The sequence below is a fragment of the Pseudomonas sp. PVC-3-1 genome, from assembly GCF_057444315.1.
Genome location: NZ_CM172023.1, coordinates 5,210,219 through 5,230,764 on the forward strand (window position 1 = coordinate 5,210,219; position 20,546 = coordinate 5,230,764).

15 protein-coding genes are annotated in these 20,546 nt (G+C 64.1%); 8 read left to right on the top strand and 7 right to left on the bottom strand.

Annotated features, from left to right (window positions below; all coding sequences use genetic code 11):
• Nucleotides 1–202: 202 nt before the first annotated feature.
• From AC2T4A_RS23880 to AC2T4A_RS23900, 5 genes are all read right to left on the bottom strand, one after another.
• Nucleotides 203–2,377 (bottom strand): putative bifunctional diguanylate cyclase/phosphodiesterase, encoded by a 2,175-nt coding sequence (locus AC2T4A_RS23880; RefSeq protein WP_416746723.1) that lies wholly within the window; start codon nucleotides 2,375–2,377, stop codon nucleotides 203–205.
• A 118-nt stretch (nucleotides 2,378–2,495) separates the two neighbouring features.
• Nucleotides 2,496–4,748, bottom strand: a complete 2,253-nt coding sequence (locus tag AC2T4A_RS23885) for an Orn/Lys/Arg family decarboxylase (RefSeq protein WP_486741969.1) — start codon at nucleotides 4,746–4,748, stop codon at nucleotides 2,496–2,498.
• A 287-nt stretch (nucleotides 4,749–5,035) separates the two neighbouring features.
• Nucleotides 5,036–5,773: a DNA polymerase III subunit epsilon gene (gene dnaQ / locus AC2T4A_RS23890; RefSeq protein ID WP_486741970.1), complete on the bottom strand. Its 738-nt coding sequence runs from the start codon at nucleotides 5,771–5,773 to the stop codon at nucleotides 5,036–5,038.
• A 72-nt stretch (nucleotides 5,774–5,845) separates the two neighbouring features.
• Nucleotides 5,846–6,289, bottom strand: a complete 444-nt coding sequence (gene rnhA, locus AC2T4A_RS23895; protein ID WP_024763291.1) for a ribonuclease HI — start codon at nucleotides 6,287–6,289, stop codon at nucleotides 5,846–5,848.
• Between the two features lie 11 nt (nucleotides 6,290–6,300).
• Nucleotides 6,301–7,056, bottom strand: a complete 756-nt coding sequence (locus tag AC2T4A_RS23900) for a class I SAM-dependent methyltransferase (protein WP_416747310.1) — start codon at nucleotides 7,054–7,056, stop codon at nucleotides 6,301–6,303.
• 89 nt (nucleotides 7,057–7,145) lie between these two features.
• On the opposite strand from AC2T4A_RS23900, the gene gloB reads away from it, so the two are divergent.
• The 8 genes from gloB to fabI all read left to right on the top strand — a co-directional run bounded on the left by gloB (nucleotide 7,146) and on the right by fabI (nucleotide 17,967).
• Nucleotides 7,146–7,925 (top strand): hydroxyacylglutathione hydrolase, encoded by a 780-nt coding sequence (gene gloB / locus AC2T4A_RS23905; protein ID WP_486741971.1) that lies wholly within the window; start codon nucleotides 7,146–7,148, stop codon nucleotides 7,923–7,925.
• Nucleotides 7,926–8,004: 79 nt separating this feature from the next.
• Nucleotides 8,005–9,615: a LysM peptidoglycan-binding domain-containing protein gene (locus AC2T4A_RS23910; protein WP_486741972.1), complete on the top strand. Its 1,611-nt coding sequence runs from the start codon at nucleotides 8,005–8,007 to the stop codon at nucleotides 9,613–9,615.
• A 116-nt stretch (nucleotides 9,616–9,731) separates the two neighbouring features.
• Nucleotides 9,732–11,561 carry an extracellular solute-binding protein gene (locus AC2T4A_RS23915; protein WP_486741973.1) on the top strand — a complete coding sequence of 610 codons (1,830 nt, stop codon included), beginning with the start codon at nucleotides 9,732–9,734 and terminating at the stop codon, nucleotides 11,559–11,561.
• Nucleotides 11,558–13,423, top strand: coding sequence for an extracellular solute-binding protein (locus AC2T4A_RS23920; RefSeq protein WP_486741974.1), 1,866 nt, complete (start codon nucleotides 11,558–11,560; stop codon nucleotides 13,421–13,423). The genes AC2T4A_RS23915 and AC2T4A_RS23920 overlap by 4 nt, the downstream gene beginning before the upstream one ends.
• The gene (locus AC2T4A_RS23925) at nucleotides 13,423–14,505 is read left to right on the top strand and encodes a microcin C ABC transporter permease YejB (protein WP_478378358.1); all 1,083 of its coding nucleotides are present in this window, start codon (nucleotides 13,423–13,425) and stop codon (nucleotides 14,503–14,505) included. The genes AC2T4A_RS23920 and AC2T4A_RS23925 overlap by 1 nt, the downstream gene beginning before the upstream one ends.
• 4 nt (nucleotides 14,506–14,509) lie before the next feature.
• Nucleotides 14,510–15,529, top strand: a complete 1,020-nt coding sequence (locus tag AC2T4A_RS23930; RefSeq protein WP_416746706.1) for an ABC transporter permease — start codon at nucleotides 14,510–14,512, stop codon at nucleotides 15,527–15,529.
• A 1-nt stretch (nucleotide 15,530) separates the two neighbouring features.
• Nucleotides 15,531–17,141: an ABC transporter ATP-binding protein gene (locus tag AC2T4A_RS23935; protein ID WP_486741975.1), complete on the top strand. Its 1,611-nt coding sequence runs from the start codon at nucleotides 15,531–15,533 to the stop codon at nucleotides 17,139–17,141.
• A 28-nt stretch (nucleotides 17,142–17,169) separates the two neighbouring features.
• Nucleotides 17,170–17,967, top strand: a complete 798-nt coding sequence (gene fabI, locus AC2T4A_RS23940) for an enoyl-ACP reductase FabI (RefSeq protein ID WP_486741976.1) — start codon at nucleotides 17,170–17,172, stop codon at nucleotides 17,965–17,967.
• Between the two features lie 87 nt (nucleotides 17,968–18,054).
• Here the strand turns inward: fabI and AC2T4A_RS23945 are convergent, their stop codons facing one another.
• Together AC2T4A_RS23945 and hupB are read right to left on the bottom strand one after the other, a co-directional pair.
• Nucleotides 18,055–19,944: a SurA N-terminal domain-containing protein gene (locus tag AC2T4A_RS23945; protein ID WP_486741977.1), complete on the bottom strand. Its 1,890-nt coding sequence runs from the start codon at nucleotides 19,942–19,944 to the stop codon at nucleotides 18,055–18,057.
• Between the two features lie 227 nt (nucleotides 19,945–20,171).
• Nucleotides 20,172–20,444 (bottom strand): nucleoid-associated protein HU-beta, encoded by a 273-nt coding sequence (hupB, locus tag AC2T4A_RS23950; protein ID WP_003087931.1) that lies wholly within the window; start codon nucleotides 20,442–20,444, stop codon nucleotides 20,172–20,174.
• Between the last annotated feature and the right edge of the window lie 102 nt (nucleotides 20,445–20,546).

The window sequence follows — 20,546 nt, forward strand, 5'->3', positions numbered from 1 at the left end:
CTCCTTAGAAGCCCGCGATCCGTATTTTCGTTTTATCGACCTGCCCTTCGAGCTCTCTACCTGCAAAAAAATCGCAGAGCGGCGATCTGTCCTACAGGGTAGACAGCGCCGGGCAAAGGAGGAAACCGTTTTGCAGGACGAAACCACCCATTTCGAGCGATTTCGCCCCGCACGGTCAAGATCGCTGTAGAAAATCCGCCATTCAAGCCGAGCCGAACTGCCGCGTACCGATGTCGTACAGTTGCTCGAACTGCATCGCAGGCATCGGCTTGGCGAACAGGTAACCCTGCCCTTCAGTACAACGCTCGGCGCGCAGACGATCGCGCTGGGCGGTGGTTTCGATGCCCTCGGCGATGGTCTCCAGGTCAAAGCTGCGGGCCATGTCGAGGATCGCGCGGATCACCGAAAGATCCTGCTGGGTTTCCAGCATGCCGATGACGAAGGTGCGGTCGATCTTGATGCGGCTCAGCGGGTAGGTCTTGAGCAGGCTGAGGGACGCGTAGCCGGTGCCGAAATCGTCGAAGGCGATGCCGACCCCATAGGAACGCAGGCTCTGCAGGGTGCTGAGCACAGTGTCGTCGTGGTTGAGCACGATGTTCTCGGTGATTTCCAGCTCCAGCGCCTCCGCCGGCAGGCCATGTCGCTCGAGCGCCTCGAGGACCTGGGTGACCAGGTTGCCCATGCGGAACTGCGCGCCGAACAGGTTCACCCCCATACGCAGGTCAGGCGCGCCGTTGCGCCGCCAGTACGCCGCCTGGGCGCAGGCTTCATCCAGAATCCAGGCCCCAACGATGGCCGCCAGCGGCCCGCCCTCCAGCGACGGCAGGAAGGCCGCCGGCGAGAGTAATCCGCGCTGCGGATGCTGCCAGCGGATCAGCGCCTCGACGCCCCGCAACGAGCCGTCGCGCAGGCTCACCTGAGGCTGGTAGAACAGCAGGAACTCACCGTTGGCCACGGCGCGGTGCAACTCCATTCCGTACAGGTGCCGCGCCGCCGCTTCCATCTTCAGCGCCGGGACGAACACAAAGGCGTGACTGCGCCCGCTGCTCTTGGCCTTGAACAGCGCAAGGTCCGCATTGCCCACCAGCTCCAGCGCCTCCTGGGCGTGCAACGGCGCCAACGCCACACCGCAACTGGCGGCGACCCGCACTTCGTGGACGTCGATGATGATCGGCTCGGCGATGCTGGCGATCACCGCCTGGGCGAAGCGCATGGCATGTTCAGGGGAAAGCAGGTTCGGCTCGAGAATGGCGAACTCGTCGCCGCCAATGCGTGCCACCGTGGCGCCGGCGGTGGCCAGCCGCCCCAGGCGCTCGGCAACCTGTCGCAGAATTCCATCCCCCACGGCGTGGCCGAGGGAGTCGTTGACGTCCTTGAAGCCATCCAGGTCGATCATCAGCACCGCCGCCGGGCGCGACTGCACCAGCACGTCTTCGGTGCGCCGGTAGAACTGGCCACGGTTGGCCAGGCCAGTGAGCACGTCGACGCTGGCCAACTGGCGCAACGCCTCCTCTTCCTGGTGGCGGGCGGTGAGGTCCTTGAGCACTGCCTCGAACTTGAGCTTGCCCTTCTCCGACCAACTGAACAGCGTCAGCCCCAGGGACAGCTCGGAGCCGTCCTTGCGCACGCCGGTGATTTCCCCCGGCACGGCCATGCCGTCCAGGGAAGTGGCATCGCTGGCTCCGCTGATCAGCGCGCGAAATGACAGACGCTGACGCTCAGGCAACAACAGTTCGAAAGCCTGTCCGCTGCCTTCGACCAGGTCGTAGCCGAACAGGTTGGCCGCCGCCTCGTTCCACGCGCCGATCTCGCCCCAGCAGTCGAACCACACCACGGGCGTGGGCGAGGTGCCGGCGTACTCCTCGAACAAAGGCCGGGTACGCGACGAAGCGACTTCGATGCGCCGCAACTCCAGCCGGTCCGACGCCATGCGCGCCAACTCGACCAGGCGCTCGCGGTCCTCGCCGGAAAAGTCCTCGTGGGGCTGGCTGTCGATGATGCAAAGGGCGCCGAGCGCCTGCCCCTCCACCGACAACAGCGGCACGCCGGCGTAGAAGCGCACGCCATTGGGCGCGGTGACCAGAGGGTTGTCATGGAAGCGTTCGTCGCGGCTGGCATCGCCCACCACCATCACGCCGTCCTGGGCAATGGCGTGGGCGCAGAAGGACACGTCACGGCCCATGTCGACCTCGCCGATTCCGGTGGCAGCGGCGAAGAACACATGGTCACTACCGATCATGTTCACCGCAGCGACTGGCATGCCGAACATGCGCACGGCGATCTGCACCACCGGGTCGAGGCTCGGCAGCAGGTTTTCGTCGTCGAATCCATAGTCGGAGAGAGCGTTCAGGCGCTCACTCTCGTTCGGCAACGTCATGGGACAGCGCATAGGGGAAACCTCCCTTTTTCCTCAATTTCTCCCTTTACCGATGCGCACAAGGATAGTTCCACTTTTCATACAGTGATGTATGTCACCTCTGTCAGGAGCCGGACGGTCACTTGCAGCACTCCACGGTATAGCGCCGCTCGCCGTCTAGTTCGCGCACCTGCAGGCCATGCACGTCCGAGTCGAAGCCGGGGAAGTTGCGCTCGAAACTCTGGGCGAAGGCCAGGTAATCCAGTATGGAGCGGGTGGATTCGGTGAACCGCTCGCCCGGCATGATCAGCGGGATACCTGGCGGGTATGGCACCAGCATCACCGCCGCGATGCGCCCTTCCAAACGATCGATCGGCACCGCTTCGACCTCACCGCGCACCAGCTGCGCGTAGGCATCCGCCGGGCGCATGGCGATTTCCGGCAGCACCGTGTACATGCGTTTCATCGCCTTGGCCGTGGCATGGTCGCGGTAGCAGCGGTGCAACTCGTCGCACAGGTCGCGCAGGCCCATGCCTGCATAGCGTGCTCCGCCTGCCTGGGCGACGCTGGGCAGGGCGTCTGCCAGCGGCTGGTTGGCGTCATAGCTGCGCTTGAACTCCAGAAGTTCTGTGACCAGGGTGCTCCACTTGCCCTTGGTCACGCCCATGGAGAACAGCACGAGGAAGGAATACAGCCCGGTCTTTTCCACCACCAGCCCGCGTTCCCAGAGGAAGCGACTGACCACCGCGGCGGGAATCCCTCGCGAGTCCAGGCGGCCGCCGGCGGTGAGGCCCGGCGTGGCCAGGGTGACCTTGATCGGGTCGAGCAGCACGTAATCTTCCACCGCGTCGCCGAAGCCGTGCCAGTCGGCGTTGGGCTCCAGCACCCAGTCGCGGGTCTTCACTTCGTCGGTGCCCTCGACGCCCGGCGGCTGCCAGACGCAGAACCACCAGTCGTCCTCGGCGAGGCTCTGCTGCACATTGGCCAGGGCGCGGCGGAAGCTCAGGGCTTCGTCGAAGGTTTCCTGGATCAGCGAACGCCCTGCCGGGCCTTCCATCATCGCCGAGGCCACGTCCAGCGAGGCAATGATGCCGTACTGCGGCGATGTGGAGATGTGCATCATGAAGGCTTCGTTGAAGCGCGCCTGCTCGAAGCGCCGGGCGCCGGCGTCCTGCACGTGAATCATCGAGGCCTGGCTGAAGGCCGCGAGCATCTTGTGCGTGGAATGAGTGGTGAACACCAGCGGGCCACTGTCATCGCGGCTGGTGCCCATGCCGTAGCGGCCATCGTAGAACTCATGGAAGGCCGCGTAGGCGTACCAGGCCTCGTCGAAATGCAGCACCTCGACGCTGTCGCCCAGGGCCAGCTTGATCATCTGCGCGTTGTAGCAAAGGCCGTCGTAGGTGGAGTTGGTCACTACCGCCAGCCGCACCTTGGGCTCGCGGCCGCGGGCCAGCGGGCTGGCTTCGATCTTCGCGACGATGGATTCGCGGCTGAACTCGGACAGCGGGATCGGTCCGATGATGCCCAGTTCGTTGCGCTCCGGTGTCAGGTAGAGCGGGATGGCGCCAGTCATGATGATCGCGTGGAGGATCGACTTGTGGCAGTTGCGGTCCACCAGCACCAGGTCGTCGCGACAGACCATGGAGTGCCAGACGATCTTGTTCGCCGTGGAGGTGCCGTTGATCACGAAGAAGGTGTGGTCGGCGCCAAAATTGCGCGCGGCGCGGGCTTCCGCCTCGGCCAGCGGGCCGGTGTGATCCAGCAGCGAGCCCAGTTCGGGCACCGAGACGGAGAGGTCCGAACGCAGGGTGTTCTCCCCGAAGAACTGGTGAAACGCCTGCCCCACCGGGCTCTTGCGATAGGCCACGCCGCCGCCATGACCCGGCGTGTGCCAGGAATAGTTGGACTGCGCGGTGTGCTCTACCAGGGCGCGGAAGAACGGCGGTAGCAGGCCTTCCAGGTATTTGCGCGCGGCGCGGCTGACCTGACGCGCGAGGAAGGGCACTGTGTCTTCGAACAGATAAAGGATGCCGCGCAACTGGTGCAGGTCAGCCATGGACTCGGCCGGCGCGTTCTCGATGGTCATCTGTTCGCCAAGGGCGAAGATCGGCAGCTGCGGTGCGCGTACCCGCGCCATGCGGATCAGTTCCACCACGTCCTGCAGCAGGCGCTGGTTCTCCCCCGCCCCCTCGGCGGCGACCAGGATGCAGGCGAGACCATGGTGGGTGGAGGCGACGATGCGCCCCTCGGCGGAACTGGCAGTGGAAAGGATGCTGAAGCCGTCCTGCTCCAGCTCCCGCGCGATATCCCTCACCCGGTCGCCGGCCACGGTATCGGCCTTGATGTCGCGATGGACGATGAGGATGGGGAATTTTAAGTCTTTGTACATTGTGAACCCCTGAATGGACGTACGACTGGCGTCGATCCCTTTCAGAGTATGGACTCACGGAATGTAGGGGAATGCGCTCGGCTTGCGGCTGTAATAAAACGTCGCGTTGCCGACAGGTCTGGAATGGGGCTCGCCCTGATATTGGTAGGAGCGAGCTTGCTCGCGAACCACCCAACACCGGAGCTCTCTGGGAACTCCATTCGCGAGCAAGCTCGCTCCTACAGAAAAGCGCTGCGCAGAAATGAAAAAGCCCCTGTTCAGGGGCCTTTTTCAGGTAGCACGAAGGATTACTCCTTCGGCGCGTCCATCTGTGCCCATAGCGACGGGCCGCCTGCGGATTTCTCGATCACCGCCAGGCGCGCGACGTGCGCCTCGATCTCGGCATCGGTGGCGCGGATCACTCGGGTCAGCCCGCGCTCGGCCGCCAGGCGACGGATCGCCGATGCAGTGGCGCGCCCGCTGCCATCCCCTGCCGCACCATCGCCAGCCAGCGACAGGCTGGTCTGGCCACCGGTCATCGCCAGGTAGACGTCGGCGAGAATCTCGGCGTCGAGCAGTGCGCCGTGGAGGTCACGGCCGGAGTTGTCGACGCCGTAGCGCTTGCAAAGGGCATCGAGGTTGTTGCGCTGACCCGGATGGCGCTCACGGGCCATCAACAGGGTATCGAGGATGCCGCAATAGTCGGCGACGTCGGCACGCTCGGACTGCCCCAGCAGGGCGAATTCGTTGTTGATGAAGCCAACGTCGAACGCCGCGTTGTGGATGATCAGCTGGGCGCCCTTGATGAATTCGAAGAAGTCATCCGCCACTTCGCGGAAGCGCGGCATGTCCTTGACGTATTCATTGGTAATGCCGTGGACCGCGATGGCGCCTTCGTCGATCTCGCGGTCGGGCTGCAGGTAGACGTGGAAGTGCCGGCCTGTCAGGCGGCGACCGTCGAGTTCGACGCAACCGATCTCGATGATCCGGTGACCGTCGGTGACCGGCATACCGGTCGTTTCAGTATCGAGTACGACGCTGCGCATTCTGTGTGAAACCTTCTTGCAGTTGATTCGCCCGGACGGGTCCCGGCGAACTTGATTCTGATAGCTGGACGCTTAGCGCGGCAGCTCGCTCACGCCACGGTTGGCGAGCATGTCGGCACGCTCGTTGCCGGGGTGGCCGGTATGGCCGCGCACCCAGCGCCATTCGACAGTATGCCGGTTCACCTGCTCGTCCAGCGCCTGCCACAGGTCGGCATTCTTAACCGGCTGCTTGGCGGCGGTCTTCCAGCCGCGCTTCTTCCAGTTGACCATCCACTCGGTAATGCCCTGCATGACGTACTGCGAGTCAGTGACGATGCGTACGTCGCAATGCCGCTTGAGCGCGGCCAGGGCCATGATGGCGGCCATCAGCTCCATGCGGTTGTTGGTGGTTTCGGCCTCGCCGCCCCACAGTTCGCGCTCGGCGCCCTTGTAGAACAGCACGGCGCCCCAGCCACCCGGGCCCGGGTTGCCCTTGCAGGCGCCGTCGGTATATATCTCGACTTTCTCTTCGCTCATTTGGCTCGCTTTCAGGACTCGGAATCGCGGCGACTGACCTTGGCCACCGGCAGCGGCACCAGTTGGCCACGCGGCTCGCGACGGGGCTGGCGCAGGGGTCGAAGTCCGACCACCAGCTTGCGCGCCACCAATAGATAGAAGCCGGCGCCGGAGCCCTGCAGGACGGGGCCCCAGGTCTCCATGCGGGCCAGACGGCCCTGCCATTTCGCCGATGCAAGCGGCGGACGATAACACCCGAAGCGGCGTTTCTCCAGCGCGAAGCCCAGCAGGTTGAGCCAGTCGCAGACCCGGTTCGGCGAGATGCAACGGGCGCGGCGCAAGGCATCGCGGGCGAAGTAGTGGCGGATGCCCCAGGCGCTCCAGGGGTTCACCCCGACCACCAGCAGGTGCCCGCCAGGGCGCACGCTGCGCGCGGCTTCGCGCAGCAGGCGGTGCGGTGACAGGCAGAAATCCAGGCCGTGCTGCAGCAGCACCACATCGGCGGCGTGCTCGCCCAAAGGCCAGGCCGCCTCGTCGCAGGCGATTTCCACGCCGGGCAGCGGCGGCCCGAGGCGCACGCCGCGCTGGATGTTGCCAACACTGGCCGGCAGTTCCGCATGCGGCCCGTAATGCACCAGGTAGCCGCCGAAATAGCGCTCCAGCTCGTCGATCAGCAGTCGCTGCTCCTCGGCGAGCATCATTCCGCCGATCGGCCCGGACAGCCAATGACGGGCCTGGTCGATCAGCTCCAGCCAGTCGGCATCGGCCTGAGCGAAGGGTTCTTCGATCATCACTACCCCCTGTGGGACAGCGCGACACAAAAGTGCGTATCCGCACTACTATGCGACAATGCCCACCACTTGGCGACTTTCCACCCATGATACAGATAGATGCGCTTCCCGCCTTTTCCGACAACTACCTCTGGCTGTTGCAGGATGTGACCCGCCGAGAATGCGCGGTGGTCGACCCGGGCGACGCCGCACCAGTCGAGCAATGGCTACTGGCCCATCCGGGCTGGATGCTGACCGACATCATCGTCACCCACCACCATGCCGACCACGTGGGCGGTGTCGCCCGACTGAAGGCCGAAACCGGCGCCCGCGTGCTGGGCCCGGCCGGGGAGAAGATACCGGCGCGCGACGTGGCGCTGGAGGATGGCGACCGGGTCGAAGTGCTCGGCCTGACGTTCGAGGTCTTCCATGTGCCCGGCCATACCCTGGGCCACATCGCGTACTTCGGCGACAACCACGGGCAACCGCTACTGTTCTGCGGCGACACCCTGTTCGCCGCCGGTTGCGGCCGCCTCTTCGAAGGCACCCCAGCGCAGATGCACGCCTCGCTGAGCCGGCTGGCTGCCCTGCCCGGCCATACCGCCGTGTACTGCACCCACGAATACACCTTGAGCAACCTGCGCTTCGCCTGCGCAGTGGAACCGGAGAATCCGGAAGTCCTGGCCCGCTTCGAAGAGGTCAGTCGCTGGCGTGAACAGGGGAAGATCAGCCTTCCTTCTTCCATCGCCCTGGAACGTGCGACGAATCCTTTCCTTCGTGTGTCAGAAACATCCGTTAAGAAAATGGCCGACGAGCGGGACGGCCAGCAAATCCGCACGCCGGAAGAGGTCTTTGCGACCATTCGCCGCTGGAAGGACCAGTTCTGAGGACTGGCGAAATCTTGACCAGGGCTGGCCCGGTTTCTAGAATCGCCGAAATTTTTGCCCCGGACAAAGTCATCAGCCAATGCCGCCCAAGACCAGAAATACCTCCGATCTAGACGCATTGGCACGTGCCATCCGAGTCTCCATTGTATTGCTCGCAGCGGGCCTGGCGGGCTGCCAGTCGACCAGCCAGGTCGCCAGCAACAGCCCGGCCCGCAGCGCCTCGCGCGCCGTCGACGTGCAGTTCACGCCGGCATGGAACCAGGCCCAGAACGATATCTGGGAACGCATGCGCGGCGGCTTCCAGCTACAGGACCAGCTCAATACCAACCCGCGTATCGAACGCCAGCGCCTGTGGTTCATGAGCAACCAGTCGTTCCTGGAGAATGCCAGCGAACGCGGTGCGCCCTACATGCACTACGTCGTCGAGCGACTGGAAGAGCGCGACATGCCGCTGGAACTCGCGCTGCTGCCGATGATCGAGAGCTCGTACAACCCGATGGCCGTGTCGCGCGCCCAGGCCGTGGGCCTGTGGCAATTCATCCCGAGCACCGGCACGCACTTCAACCTGCGCCAGACCAACTTCTATGACGGCCGCCGCGACATCACCGCGTCGACCAACGCCGCGCTGACCTACCTGAACCGCCTGCATGACATGTTCAACGGCGACTGGCTGCTCGCGCTGGCCGCCTACAACGCCGGCGAAGGCACCGTCAGCCGCGCGATCGAGCGCAACGAGCGCCTCGGCCTGCCCACCGACTACTGGAACCTGCCCCTTCCGCAGGAGACTCAGGACTACGTGCCCAAGCTGCTGGCCCTGTCGCAGCTGGTGAATGCCCCGACCATCTACGGCATCAACCTCAGCCCGATCGCCAACCAGCCCTACTTCACCTCGATTCGCGTCAAGCCGGGCCTGGACCTTTCCCAGGTCGCCGCAGTGGCCGACCTGGACCAGGACGAACTCCAGCAGCTCAACCCCGCCTTCAAACGCGGCGTGACCCTGGATGGCCCGCATCATCTGCTGGTGCCGCTGGACAAGGCCGACTCCCTCAAGGCAGGCGTCGCGAACCTGGAGCCAGTACATCTCAAGCCCCTGGTGGCCTCGAACAATGGCCATTATCGCGTGCGCAAGGGTGACAGCCTGCACAGCATTGCACAGCGCTACCGCCTGAGCGTGGCGGAGCTCAAGGCCGCCAACCGCCTGAGCGCCAACCGCCTGCGCAACGGCCAGACCCTGGTGATCCCCGGCCAGCCCGGCCGCCCGGTCATCGAGCCGGAGAGCCCGCGCCAACTGGCCCAGGTGGAAAGCTCCAAGACCATCGCCAGCACCCGCGTCGCTACTCGCAGCTACACCGTGAAGAATGGCGACACCCTGTGGAACATCGCCAAGAAAAACGGCGTCGAGGTTGCGGACCTCAAGCGCTGGAACGGCCTGGACAACCATGGCGTCAAGCCCGGCCAGACCCTCAAGCTGCAGAGCGCCGCCGCCACCCAGCTGGCTTCCAGCAGCAAGAGCAAGTCCAAGCAGGACACCGCGACCTACTACAAGGTCAAGCAGGGCGATTCGATGTACCTGATCGCCAAGCGCTTCAACGTCGAGATGCAGCACATCAAGCGCTGGAACCCCCGCAGTGGCCGGGCCCTGAAGCCGGGCCAGACCATCACCCTGTATCTCGATACCGCCAGCCGCTGAGTGTCACCCTGCGCCGGGGCGCACAGCCCCGGCCGCATGTCTTCTGGCAGCAAGGACAAGCTGCTACTGTACGACGCTAACCTCCTTCAGCCAGCCGGGATCGGATCCTACGCCTGATGCGTCGCTTGTCTCTCCTGCTCCTGGGACTATTCCTGGGCCTCCCCGCCTCCGCCCAGATCACCGAGAGCCACGGCTACGCGCAATTCGGCGACCTCAAGTACCCGGCCAACTTCGATCACTTCGACTGGGTCAACCCCAAGGCCCCCAAGGGCGGCCTGCTGCGACTGATGGGCCTGGGCAGCTTCGACACCCTGAACCCCTACACCTTCAAGGGCAGCCCACCGGTGAGCACTGCGGACTTCCTGCAGTACGGGGTCAGCGAGTTGAACGAGCCGCTGATGGTCGGCACCGGCCTGTATGACCCGTCCGGCGACGAGCCCGCCTCCAGCTACGGACTGATCGCCCGCAGTGTGGAGTACGCCGACGATCGCAGCTGGGTGGTGTTCAACCTGCGCCCGGAAGCGCGCTTCCACGACGGCAAGCCGATCACCGCCTACGACGTGGCGTTTTCCTACCGCACCCTGCTCAAGCATGGCCACCCGATGTACCGCACCAACCTGCAGGAAGTGCAGCGGGTCGACATCCTCTCGCCGCAGAGCATCCGCTTCGTCTTCAAGCGCCATGACAACCCGCTGCTGATCCTGCGTCTGGGCGAGATGCCAGTGCTGCCGCAGCACTACTGGAAGGGCCGTGACTTCCAGGCGACCACCTTCGAGCCGCCACTGGGCAGCGGGCCGTACCGGATCACCGAAGTGGTGCCAGGTCGACGGCTGGTGTTCGAGCGGGTCAAGGACTGGTGGGGCAAGGACCTGCCGGTAAACCGCGGCAAGTACAACTTCGATCGCGTCGAGGTGGACTTCTACCGCGACGCCGGCATCGCCTTCGAAGCCTTCAAGGCAGGCGAATTCGACATCTACATCGAGCACCAGGCGAAGAACTGGCGCAGCAACTATCGCTTCCCGGCGGTGCGCAGGGGTGACGTGGTGAAGGTGGAAATCCCCCACCAGATCCCCACCCAGACCCAGGCGCTGTTCCTCAACACCCGCCGCGCAACCTTTGCCGATCGCCGCCTGCGCGAGGCACTGGGGATGATGTTCGATTTCGAATGGACCAATCGCGCACTGTTCAACGACTCCTACGTACGCGCCAGCAGCTACTACCCCAACAGCACCTTCGCGGCCACCGGTGCGCCCCAGGGCAGGGAGTGGCTGCTGCTCTCCCCGTACCGCCAGCAACTGCCCGAGGCACTCTTCAAGCGCCCCTTCACGGTGCCGGTTACCAAGGGCGCCGGCATTCCGCGGGAAACCCTGCGCCACGCTTTGGGTCTATTGGGCGAAGCCGGCTGGAAGCTCTCCGGCGATCGTCTGCTGGACGCCAGCGGCAAGCAGTTGCGCTTCGAGATCCTGCTGGTCAACCCCAGCCTTGAGCGGATACTTCAGCCCTATCGCGAGAACCTCGCCAGCATCGGCATCGATGCGAGCTTGCGCACCGTGGACCGCGCCCAGTACAAACAGCGTCTGGACCAGTTCGACTACGACATGATTCTGATGACCCTGCCCCAGACACTGAGCCCCGGCCTCGAACAATGGCAGTACTTCCATTCCAGCCAGGTGGCGGTCAAGGGCAGCAAGAACTATGCGGGCATCGCCAACCCCGTGGTGGACGCGATGCTCGAAAAACTCCTCGGCGCCACCGATCGCGACCAGCAGGAAGCTGCGGCCCGCGCCCTGGACCGGGTGCTGCTGTGGCAGCACTACAGCATTCCCAACTGGTACCTGAACAAGCACCGACTGGCGTACCGCAACCGCTTCGCCTTCGTCACCACGCCGCCCTACACGCTGGGTCTGCGAGCCTGGTGGCAAAAAGACCAGGAGAAAACCCTATGAAAAGCCCCCGCCGCGCCGCGCTCTGCGTCGGCCTGTTGCTGGGACTGCTGGGCAGTGCGCAGGCCGCGCCGCAGCACGCCATCACCCTGTATGACGAGGCGCCGAAGTACCCGGCGAACTTCAAGCATTTCGACTTCGTCAATGCCGATGCGCCCAAGGGCGGCACGTTGCGTCTCTCCGACTTCGGCGGTTTCGACAGCCTCAACCCCTTCATCGCCAAGGGCAACTCGGCCCCGCAGATCAACCTGATCTACGACACCCTCACCTTCCACTCTCTCGACGAGCCCTTCACCGAATACGGCCTGCTCGCCGAAAAGATCGAAAAGGACCCGGAGCACCGCTTCGTCCGCTACTACCTGCGACCCGAGGCGCGCTTCCAGGACGGCACGCCGGTCACCGCCGAAGACGTCGTGTTCACCTTCGAGACCCTGATGAAGGATGGCGACCCGATGTACCGCAATTACTATGCGGACGTCGACAAGGTGGTGGCCGAGGACAAGCTGCGCGTGCGTTTCGATTTCAAGCACGGCGACAACCGCGAGCTGCCGCTGATCCTCGGCCAGCTGTCGATCCTGCCCAAGCACTGGTGGGCCAGCCGCGACTTCAACAAGACCAATATGGAGCCGCCGCTGGGCAGCGGCCCGTACCGCATCGCCAAGGTCGAGGCCGGCCGCTCGATTCGCTACGAGAAGGTCAAGGACTGGTGGGGCGACAAGTTGCCGGTGAACCGCGGCTTCAACAATTTCGACGCCGTGGTGGTGGAGTCCTACCGCGATCTGACCGTCGCGCTGGAAGCCTTCAAGGCCGGGCAGTTCGACTTCAACGACGAGCGCATCGCTAAGAACTGGGCGACCGCCTACGACTCGCCCGCCGTGCGCGACGGCCGCATCGTTCGCGAGGAGCCAGTAAACGGCAACCCGTGGGGCATGCAGGCCTATGCCTTCAATATCCGCCGCCCGGTGTTCCAGGACCCGCGCGTGCGTGAAGCCATCACCAACCTGTTCGACTTCGAATGGACGAACAAGCAGCTGTTCTTCGGCTCCTACCTGCGCGACGGCAGCTACTTCGAGAACTCCGAGATGGCCGCCAAGGAGCTGCCGGACGCGGAAGAGCTGAAAATCCTCGAACCGCTGCGCGACAAGCTGCCGCCGCAGGTCTTCACCCAGGTCTACGTGCCGCCCACCAGCGATGGCAGCGGCATTATCCGCGAGCAGAAACGCAAGGCCTACCAGCTGCTGCTCGATGCCGGCTACAAGATCGAGAACGACAAGATGGTCGGCCCCGACGGCAAGCAGCTGAGCTTCGAGTTCATGCTCGCCCAGGCCGACTTCGAGCGTGTGCTGCTGCCCTTCAAGCGCAACCTCGCCGAGCTGGGCATCGACATGCAACTGCGCCGGGTCGACGTCTCGCAGTACATCAACCGCCTGCGCTCGCGGGACTACGACATGATCGTCAGCAGTTGGCCGCAGTCCAGCTCGCCAGGCAACGAGCAGCGCGAGTTCTGGCACTCCAGCAGCGCCGACAAGCCCGGCAGCCGCAACTTCATCGGCCTGCGCGACCCGGGCATCGACGCCCTGGTGGAAGGCCTGATCAACGCCGACTCCCGCGAAAGCCTGGTACGCCACGCCCGCGCGCTGGATCGAGCCCTGCTCTGGGGCCACTACGTAGTGCCCAACTGGTACCTGGGCAACTGGCGCATCGCCTACTGGAACCGCATCGCCCACCCGGAAAAACTCCCGCCCTACAGCTACGCGCTGCAGACCTGGTGGCAAGCTCGCGAGAAGGCCGAGCCGAGCAAAACCGATACCAAGGCTGCGGCCGAAACGCCGGCTGATGGCGCCGTCGCCCAAGGGACCAACTGATGCTGGCCTACATCCTGCGGCGCCTGCTGCTGATCATCCCCACCCTGTTCGGCATCCTGCTGATCAACTTCATCATCATCCAGGCGGCCCCCGGCGGCCCGGTGGAGCAGATGATCGCCAAGCTGGAAGGCTTCGATGCCGCCAGCGGCGGCGCCACTGGACGCATCTCCGGCGGCGGCGGTGAAGTCGCAGCTGCCGGCACGCACTACCGCGGCGCCCAGGGCCTGGACCCGGAGCTGGTGAAGGAAATCGAGAAGATGTACGGCTTCGACAAGCCGGCGCCCGAACGCTTCTGGATCATGCTCAAGAACTACGTGCACCTGGACTTCGGCCAGAGCTTCTTCCGCGACGCCAAGGTCACCGACCTGATCGTCGAGAAGCTGCCCGTGTCCATCTCCCTGGGGCTATGGAGCACGCTGATCATGTACCTGGTGTCGATCCCGCTGGGTATCGCCAAGGCGGTGCGCCACGGCAGCCATTTCGACGTCTGGACCAGCTCGGCAATCATCGTCGGCTACGCCATCCCCGCGTTCCTCTTCGCCATCCTGCTGGTGGTACTGTTCGCCGGCGGCAGCTATTGGGACTGGTTCCCCTTGCGCGGGCTGACCTCCAACAACTTCGACGAGCTGACCTGGGGCGGCAAGGTCCGCGACTACTTCTGGCACCTGGCGCTACCCATCACCGCGCTGGTGATCGGCAACTTCGCCACCATCACCCTGCTGACCAAGAACAGCTTCCTCGACGAGATCGGCAAGCAGTACGTGGTCACCGCCCGCGCCAAGGGCCTCACCGAGCGTCGCGTGCTCTACGGCCATGTGTTCCGCAACGCCATGCTGCTGATCATCGCGGGCCTACCCTCGGCCCTGCTGGGCATCTTCTTCACCGGCTCGCTGCTGATCGAAGTGATCTTCTCCCTCGACGGCCTGGGCCTGCTCAGCTTCGAGGCGGCGCTGAACCGCGACTACCCGGTGGTGTTCGGCACGCTGTTCATCTTCACCCTGTTCGGCCTGATCATGAAGCTGGTCAGCGACGTCCTCTACACGCTGGTCGATCCGCGCATCGACTTCGAGAACCGGGAGTAATCCGATGCGCCTGTCTCCCATCAATCAGCGCCGCTGGGCGCGCTTCAAGGCCAACAAGCGTGGCTGGTGGTCGCTCTGGCTGTTCCTCGCACTGTTCATCCTCAGCCTGGGCGCCGAGCTGATCGCCAACGACAAGCCACTGGCGATCCGCTACGACGGCGAGTGGTACTTCCCGGTGGTCAAGCGTTACCCGGAAACCGCCTTCGGCGGCGAGTTCCCCATGGAGGCGAACTACAAGAGCCCGTACATGCGCGAGCAGATTGCGCAGAAGAACGGCTGGATCCTCTGGCCGCCGATCGCCTACAGCTACGACACCATCAACTATGACCTGCGCGTGCCGGCGCCCTCCGCCCCCACCGCGGAAAACTGGCTGGGCACCGACGACCAGGCGCGCGACGTGATGGCGCGGGTGATCTACGGCTTCCGCGTGTCCGTGCTGTTCGCCCTGATCCTCACCGTCCTCAGCTCCATCGTCGGCGTCGCAGTGGGCGCCCTGCAGGGCTTCTACGGCGGCTGGATCGACCTGCTTGGCCAACGCTTCCTGGAAATCTGGTCGGGCCTGCCGGTGCTCTACCTGCTGATCATCCTCGCCAGCTTCGTGCAGCCGAGCTTCTGGTGGCTGCTGGGAATCATGCTGTTGTTCTCCTGGATGAGCCTGGTGGACGTGGTACGCGCCGAGTTCCTCCGTGGCCGAAACCTGGAATACGTGCGCGCCGCGCGAGCCCTGGGTATGCGCAACGGCGCGATCATGTTCCGCCACATCCTGCCCAACGCGATGATTTCAACACTGACCTTCATGCCCTTCATCCTCACCGGCGCAATCGGCACCCTGACCTCCCTGGACTTCCTCGGCTTCGGCCTGCCCGCCGGCGCGCCGTCGCTGGGCGAGTTGGTCGCCCAGGGCAAGTCCAACCTGCAGGCGCCCTGGCTGGGCATCACCGCCTTCGTGGTGCTGGCCGTAATGCTGAGCCTGCTGGTGTTCATCGGTGAAGCCGCCCGCGATGCCTTCGACCCGAGGAAATGACATGAGCCAGAACGAGAACCTCATCGAAGTCCGCGACCTGTCCGTCGACTTCCTCTGCGGCGACGACCACGTACGCGCGGTGGAACACATCAGTTTCGACATCCGAAAAGGGGAGACCCTGGCACTGGTGGGCGAAAGCGGCTCCGGCAAGTCGGTCACCGCGCATTCCATCCTGCGCCTGCTGCCCTACCCTACCGCCAGCCATCCCTCCGGCAGCATCCAGTTCGCCGGAAAGGACCTGCTCAAGTTGCCCGAGCGCAAGTTGCGCGGCATCCGCGGCAACCGCATCGCCATGGTGTTCCAGGAACCCATGACCTCGCTGAACCCGCTGCACACGATCGAGAAGCAGATCGGCGAAGTGCTGGCACTGCACAAGGGCATGAGCGGCAACCAGGCCCGTGCACGCACGCTGGAACTACTCGATCTGGTCGGCATCCCCAACCCCGCCAGCCGCCTCAAGGCCTACCCGCACGAGCTTTCCGGTGGCCAGCGGCAGCGGGTGATGATCGCCATGGCGCTGGCCTGCGAGCCGGAACTGCTGATCGCCGATGAACCGACCACGGCGCTGGACGTCACGGTACAGCTGAAGATCCTCGACCTGCTGCGCGACCTGCAGCAGCGCCTGGGCATGGCCATGCTGCTGATCACCCACGACCTCAACCTGGTCCGGCGCATCGCCCATCGCGTTTGTGTGATGAAGCGCGGCTGCATCGTCGAGCAGGCCGATTGCGATACCCTCTTCACGGCCCCGCAGCACCCCTACACGCGCGAATTGCTCGGCGCCGAGCCCAGCGGTACCCCCGCGCAGAACGAGCCCGGTGCGCCGCTGCTGGAGGTCGACGACCTGCGCGTGTGGTTCCCGATCAAGAAAGGCGTGTTCCGCAAGACCGTCGACCACGTCAAGGCGGTGGATGGCATCGACTTCAGCCTGCCGCGCGGCCAGACCCTGGGCATCGTCGGCGAGAGCGGTTCGGGCAAGTCGACCCTGGGCCTGGCCATCCTTCGGTTGATCAACAGCCAAGGCGGCATCCGCTTCGAAGGCCAGGCCATCGAAGGTATGAACCAGGCGGAAGTCAGGCCTCTGCGGCGCGAGATGCAGGTAGTCTTCCAGGACCCGTTCGGCAGCCTCAGCCCGCGCATGTCGGTAGGCCAGATCGTCGGCGAAGGCCTGGAAATCCATGACATGGGCACCGTCGAAGAGCGCGAGCAGGCGATCATTGAAGCGTTGAAGGAAGTCGGGCTTGACCCGGATACCCGCCACCGCTATCCCCATGAGTTCTCCGGGGGCCAGCGGCAGCGCATCGCCATCGCCCGCGCCCTGGTGCTGAAGCCGGCGCTGATCCTGCTGGACGAGCCGACCTCGGCACTGGACCGCACCGTGCAGCGCCAGGTGGTCGAACTGCTGCGTGGGCTGCAGGCCAAGTACAACCTGACCTACCTGTTCATCAGCCACGACCTGGCAGTGGTGAAAGCCCTGAGCCACCAGTTGATGGTGATCCGCCACGGCAAGGTAGTCGAACAGGGCATGGCCGATGAAGTCTTCGCCGCGCCGCAGCACGCGTACACACAGCAATTGCTGGAAGCAGCCTTCATGGTGCCCACGCAAGCATGAGCCAGCAGCAGACAAGGAAGCACTGAACATGGGATTTCTAGCCGGTAAACGTGTACTGATCGTCGGTGTAGCCAGCAAGCTGTCCATCGCCTCCGGCATCGCCGCAGCGATGCACCGGGAAGGCGCCGAACTCGCCTTCACCTACCAGAACGACAAGCTCAAGAGCCGCGTCGAGGAGTTCGCTGCCGGCTGGGGCTCCAGTGCCGAGCTGTGCTTCCCCTGCGATGTGGCCAGCGATGCGGACATCGAGGCCGTGTTCGCCGCCCTCGCGACGAAATGGGACGGCCTGGACTGCATCGTCCACTCGGTGGGCTTCGCCCCGGGCGACCAACTCGACGGCGACTTCACCGACGTCACCACGCGCGACGGCTTCCGCATCGCCCACGACATCAGTGCGTACAGCTTCGTCGCCCTCGCCAAAGGCGGCCGTGACCTGATGAAGGGGCGCAACGGCAGCCTGCTCACCCTCTCCTATCTGGGCGCGGAGCGCACCATGCCCAACTACAACGTCATGGGCATGGCCAAGGCCAGCCTGGAAGCTGGCGTGCGCTACCTCGCTGGCAGCCTTGGCCCGGAGGGCACTCGCGTCAACGCCATCTCCGCTGGCCCGATTCGCACCCTGGCCGCCTCGGGCATCAAGAGCTTCCGCAAAGTGCTCGCCGCCAACGAACGCCAGACGCCGCTGCGGCGCAACGTAACCATTGAGGAAGTCGGCAACGCCGGCGCCTTCCTCTGCTCGGACCTGGCCAGCGGCATCAGCGGCGAGATCCTCTATGTCGACGGCGGCTTCAACACCACGGCGATGGGCCCGCTGAGCGACGACTGAGGCTTTCAACCAAACAAAGAAAAGGCCGCTGATGCGGCCTTTTCTTTTGCCTGAAAGAACAAGGGCCGCTTGCGCGGCCCTTGTCAGTTACTTCTTGACGTCGTCGAATTTCTCAATCTTCGCCTGGTCCTGCAGGTAGCGACGGAAGGCCGAGAAATCGTCCTGACCGCTACGCGAGGCGAGGAAGCGCTGATACATCGCTTTCTCCTGCTCGGTCGGCTTGGCGTCTGGCTCACTCACACCGCTGAGCTTGACCAGCACGAAGTCACCGTTCTGCAGCGCGACGCCGCCCAGGCTGGGCTTGTCGGCGCCCTCCGGGCGAACCATGCGGAACACGCTCTGCAGCACGACCGGATCGACACCTTCCTGCCCGCGGGCAGACGCTTCCACGACCTTCCACTGCTGGCCTTCCTGAGCCTGGGTCAGCGGAATCTTGCCGTCGCGCAGACCCGCCAGCAGTGCTTCGCCACGAGCCTTGGCATCGGTGGCAGCATGCTCGACCTGCAGGCGCTTGAGGATATCGGCACTCACCTGCTCCAGGGTTTCCTGCTCAGGCTTGTGGTGCTCCTTCACGCGCAGCACGACCACGGTGTCCGGGTCCAGCTCGATGGCGCCGCTGTTGGCGCCCTCTTCCAGCACTTCCGGGCTGAAAGCGGACTGGACGACCTGACGATTGGCAGTCACGCCCTCACCGCCTTCCTTGCCAAACGGCTTGCTGGTCTGCACCTTCAGGCCCATGTCCTGAGCCGGCTGGCCCAGATCGGAAGCCTCGTAGGCGGAGCTTTCCAGTTGCTTGGTGGCGTCGACGAAGCGCTGCTCGACCAGTTGGGTCTTGGCTTCGTGCTCAAGCTTGGCCTTCAGGCTGTCGAAGGTCGGAACCTCCGGCGCTTCGACAGCCAGCAGCTTGATCAGGTGCCAGCCGTAGGAAGTCTTCACCGGGGCGGAGACTTCGCCCTTCTTCAGCGTGTACAGCGACTCTTCAAAGGCCGGGTCATACACGCCGCGACCGGCGAAGCCGAGGTCGCCACCGTTGGCGGCGGAGCCGGTGTCATTGGACAGCTCCTTGGCCAGCTTGGCGAAGTCTTCGCCCTTGTCCAGGCGCGCCTTGATCTCGTCGATCTTGGCCTTGGCCTGCTGGTCGTTCTGCTTGTCGTTCACCTCGATCAGAATGTGCGCGGCGTCGCGCTGTTCGGACAGGCCGGCGATTTCCTTCTGATAAAGGGCATCGAGGTCTTCCTTCTTCACTTCGACCTGATCGAAGAAGGCGGACTTCTTCAGCTCGATGTAGTCGATGGTGACCTGCTCAGGGGTCATGAACTCGGTACTGTGGGCGTCGTAGTAGGCCTTGATTTCGCTGTCCTCGACCTTGCTCTTGGCCGGGTCGGCCTTGACGGTCAGGGTGGCGAAGTCGCGGGTCTGCTTCTCGAGGCGAGCAAAGGCGTTCAGCTCGTCGTCGGTGACGAAGCCGGTACCGGCGATGCCGGCGCGCAGCTGACCGATCAGCATTTCCTCGCCAAACATGCGGCGGAACTGCATGCGGTCATAGCCCATCTGGCGGATGACCTGGTCAAAGCGGTCAGCGTTGAATTTGCCGTCCACCTGGAACTCAGGGGTCGACAGGATCAGTTGGTCCAGCGCCTGCTGGGAGAAGGCGAACTTGTCGTTCTGCGCGGCCTGCAGGATCAGCTTGCGCTCGATGAGCGACTTCAGCGCGGAATCCTTGAGCAGCTTGTCGTCGAGCATGGACGAATCGAAGTCCTTGCCCAGGCGCTGCATCAACTGGCGACGCTGCATGTCCGCAGCCTGCTGCAGTTCCGGCAGACCGATGTCTTCACCGTTGACCTGAGCAGCGACGTTCTCGTGGTGGGTTGCGCGAATGATCTGATCGAACCCGGTCAAAGCCATGAGGACAACGATCACGCCCAGGATGGTCTTGGTGATCCAGCCTTGGGAATTGTCCCTGATGTTTTGCAGCATGCGGCCCCCGACGCGGCCACGACCCACCTTCAATGGCGGCGCGGCGTGGAAAAAAGGCGGATATAAGAAAGGCGCATCCGAGGATGCGCCTTCTCGTAACTGGTGGAGCTTGCGGGCATTGAGCCCGTGACCCCTGATGATTCCAACCGACCTACGCCAGCCGGGTCATCGCTCCGTGACCGGCCCAACCGAAGTTGAACCGGTCCAGGTCAAGTCCAAAAAGACGCTTAGTTGACAGCGTCCTTGAGGGCTTTACCGGCCTTGAAGCCCGGGATCTTAGCAGCAGCGATCTTGATCGGCTTGCCGGTTTGCGGGTTGCGACCGGTGCGAGCAGCACGCTCTTTGACAGCGAAGGTGCCGAAGCCGACCAGTACGACGGAGTCACCAGCCTTCAGGGCGCCAGTTACGGACTCGATCACCGCGTCCAGAGCGCGACCGGCAACAGCTTTCGGGATATCAGCAGATGCGGCGATAGCATCGATCAGTTCCGACTTGTTCACTCTAAGTCCCCTTATTTCTGTTGAGTATGTTTCTATGTGTTAGGTGTAAGCAAAAGCAGGTGCTGGTTTGCCAACTGACAAAGCAAGTGCCGCTTTATAACA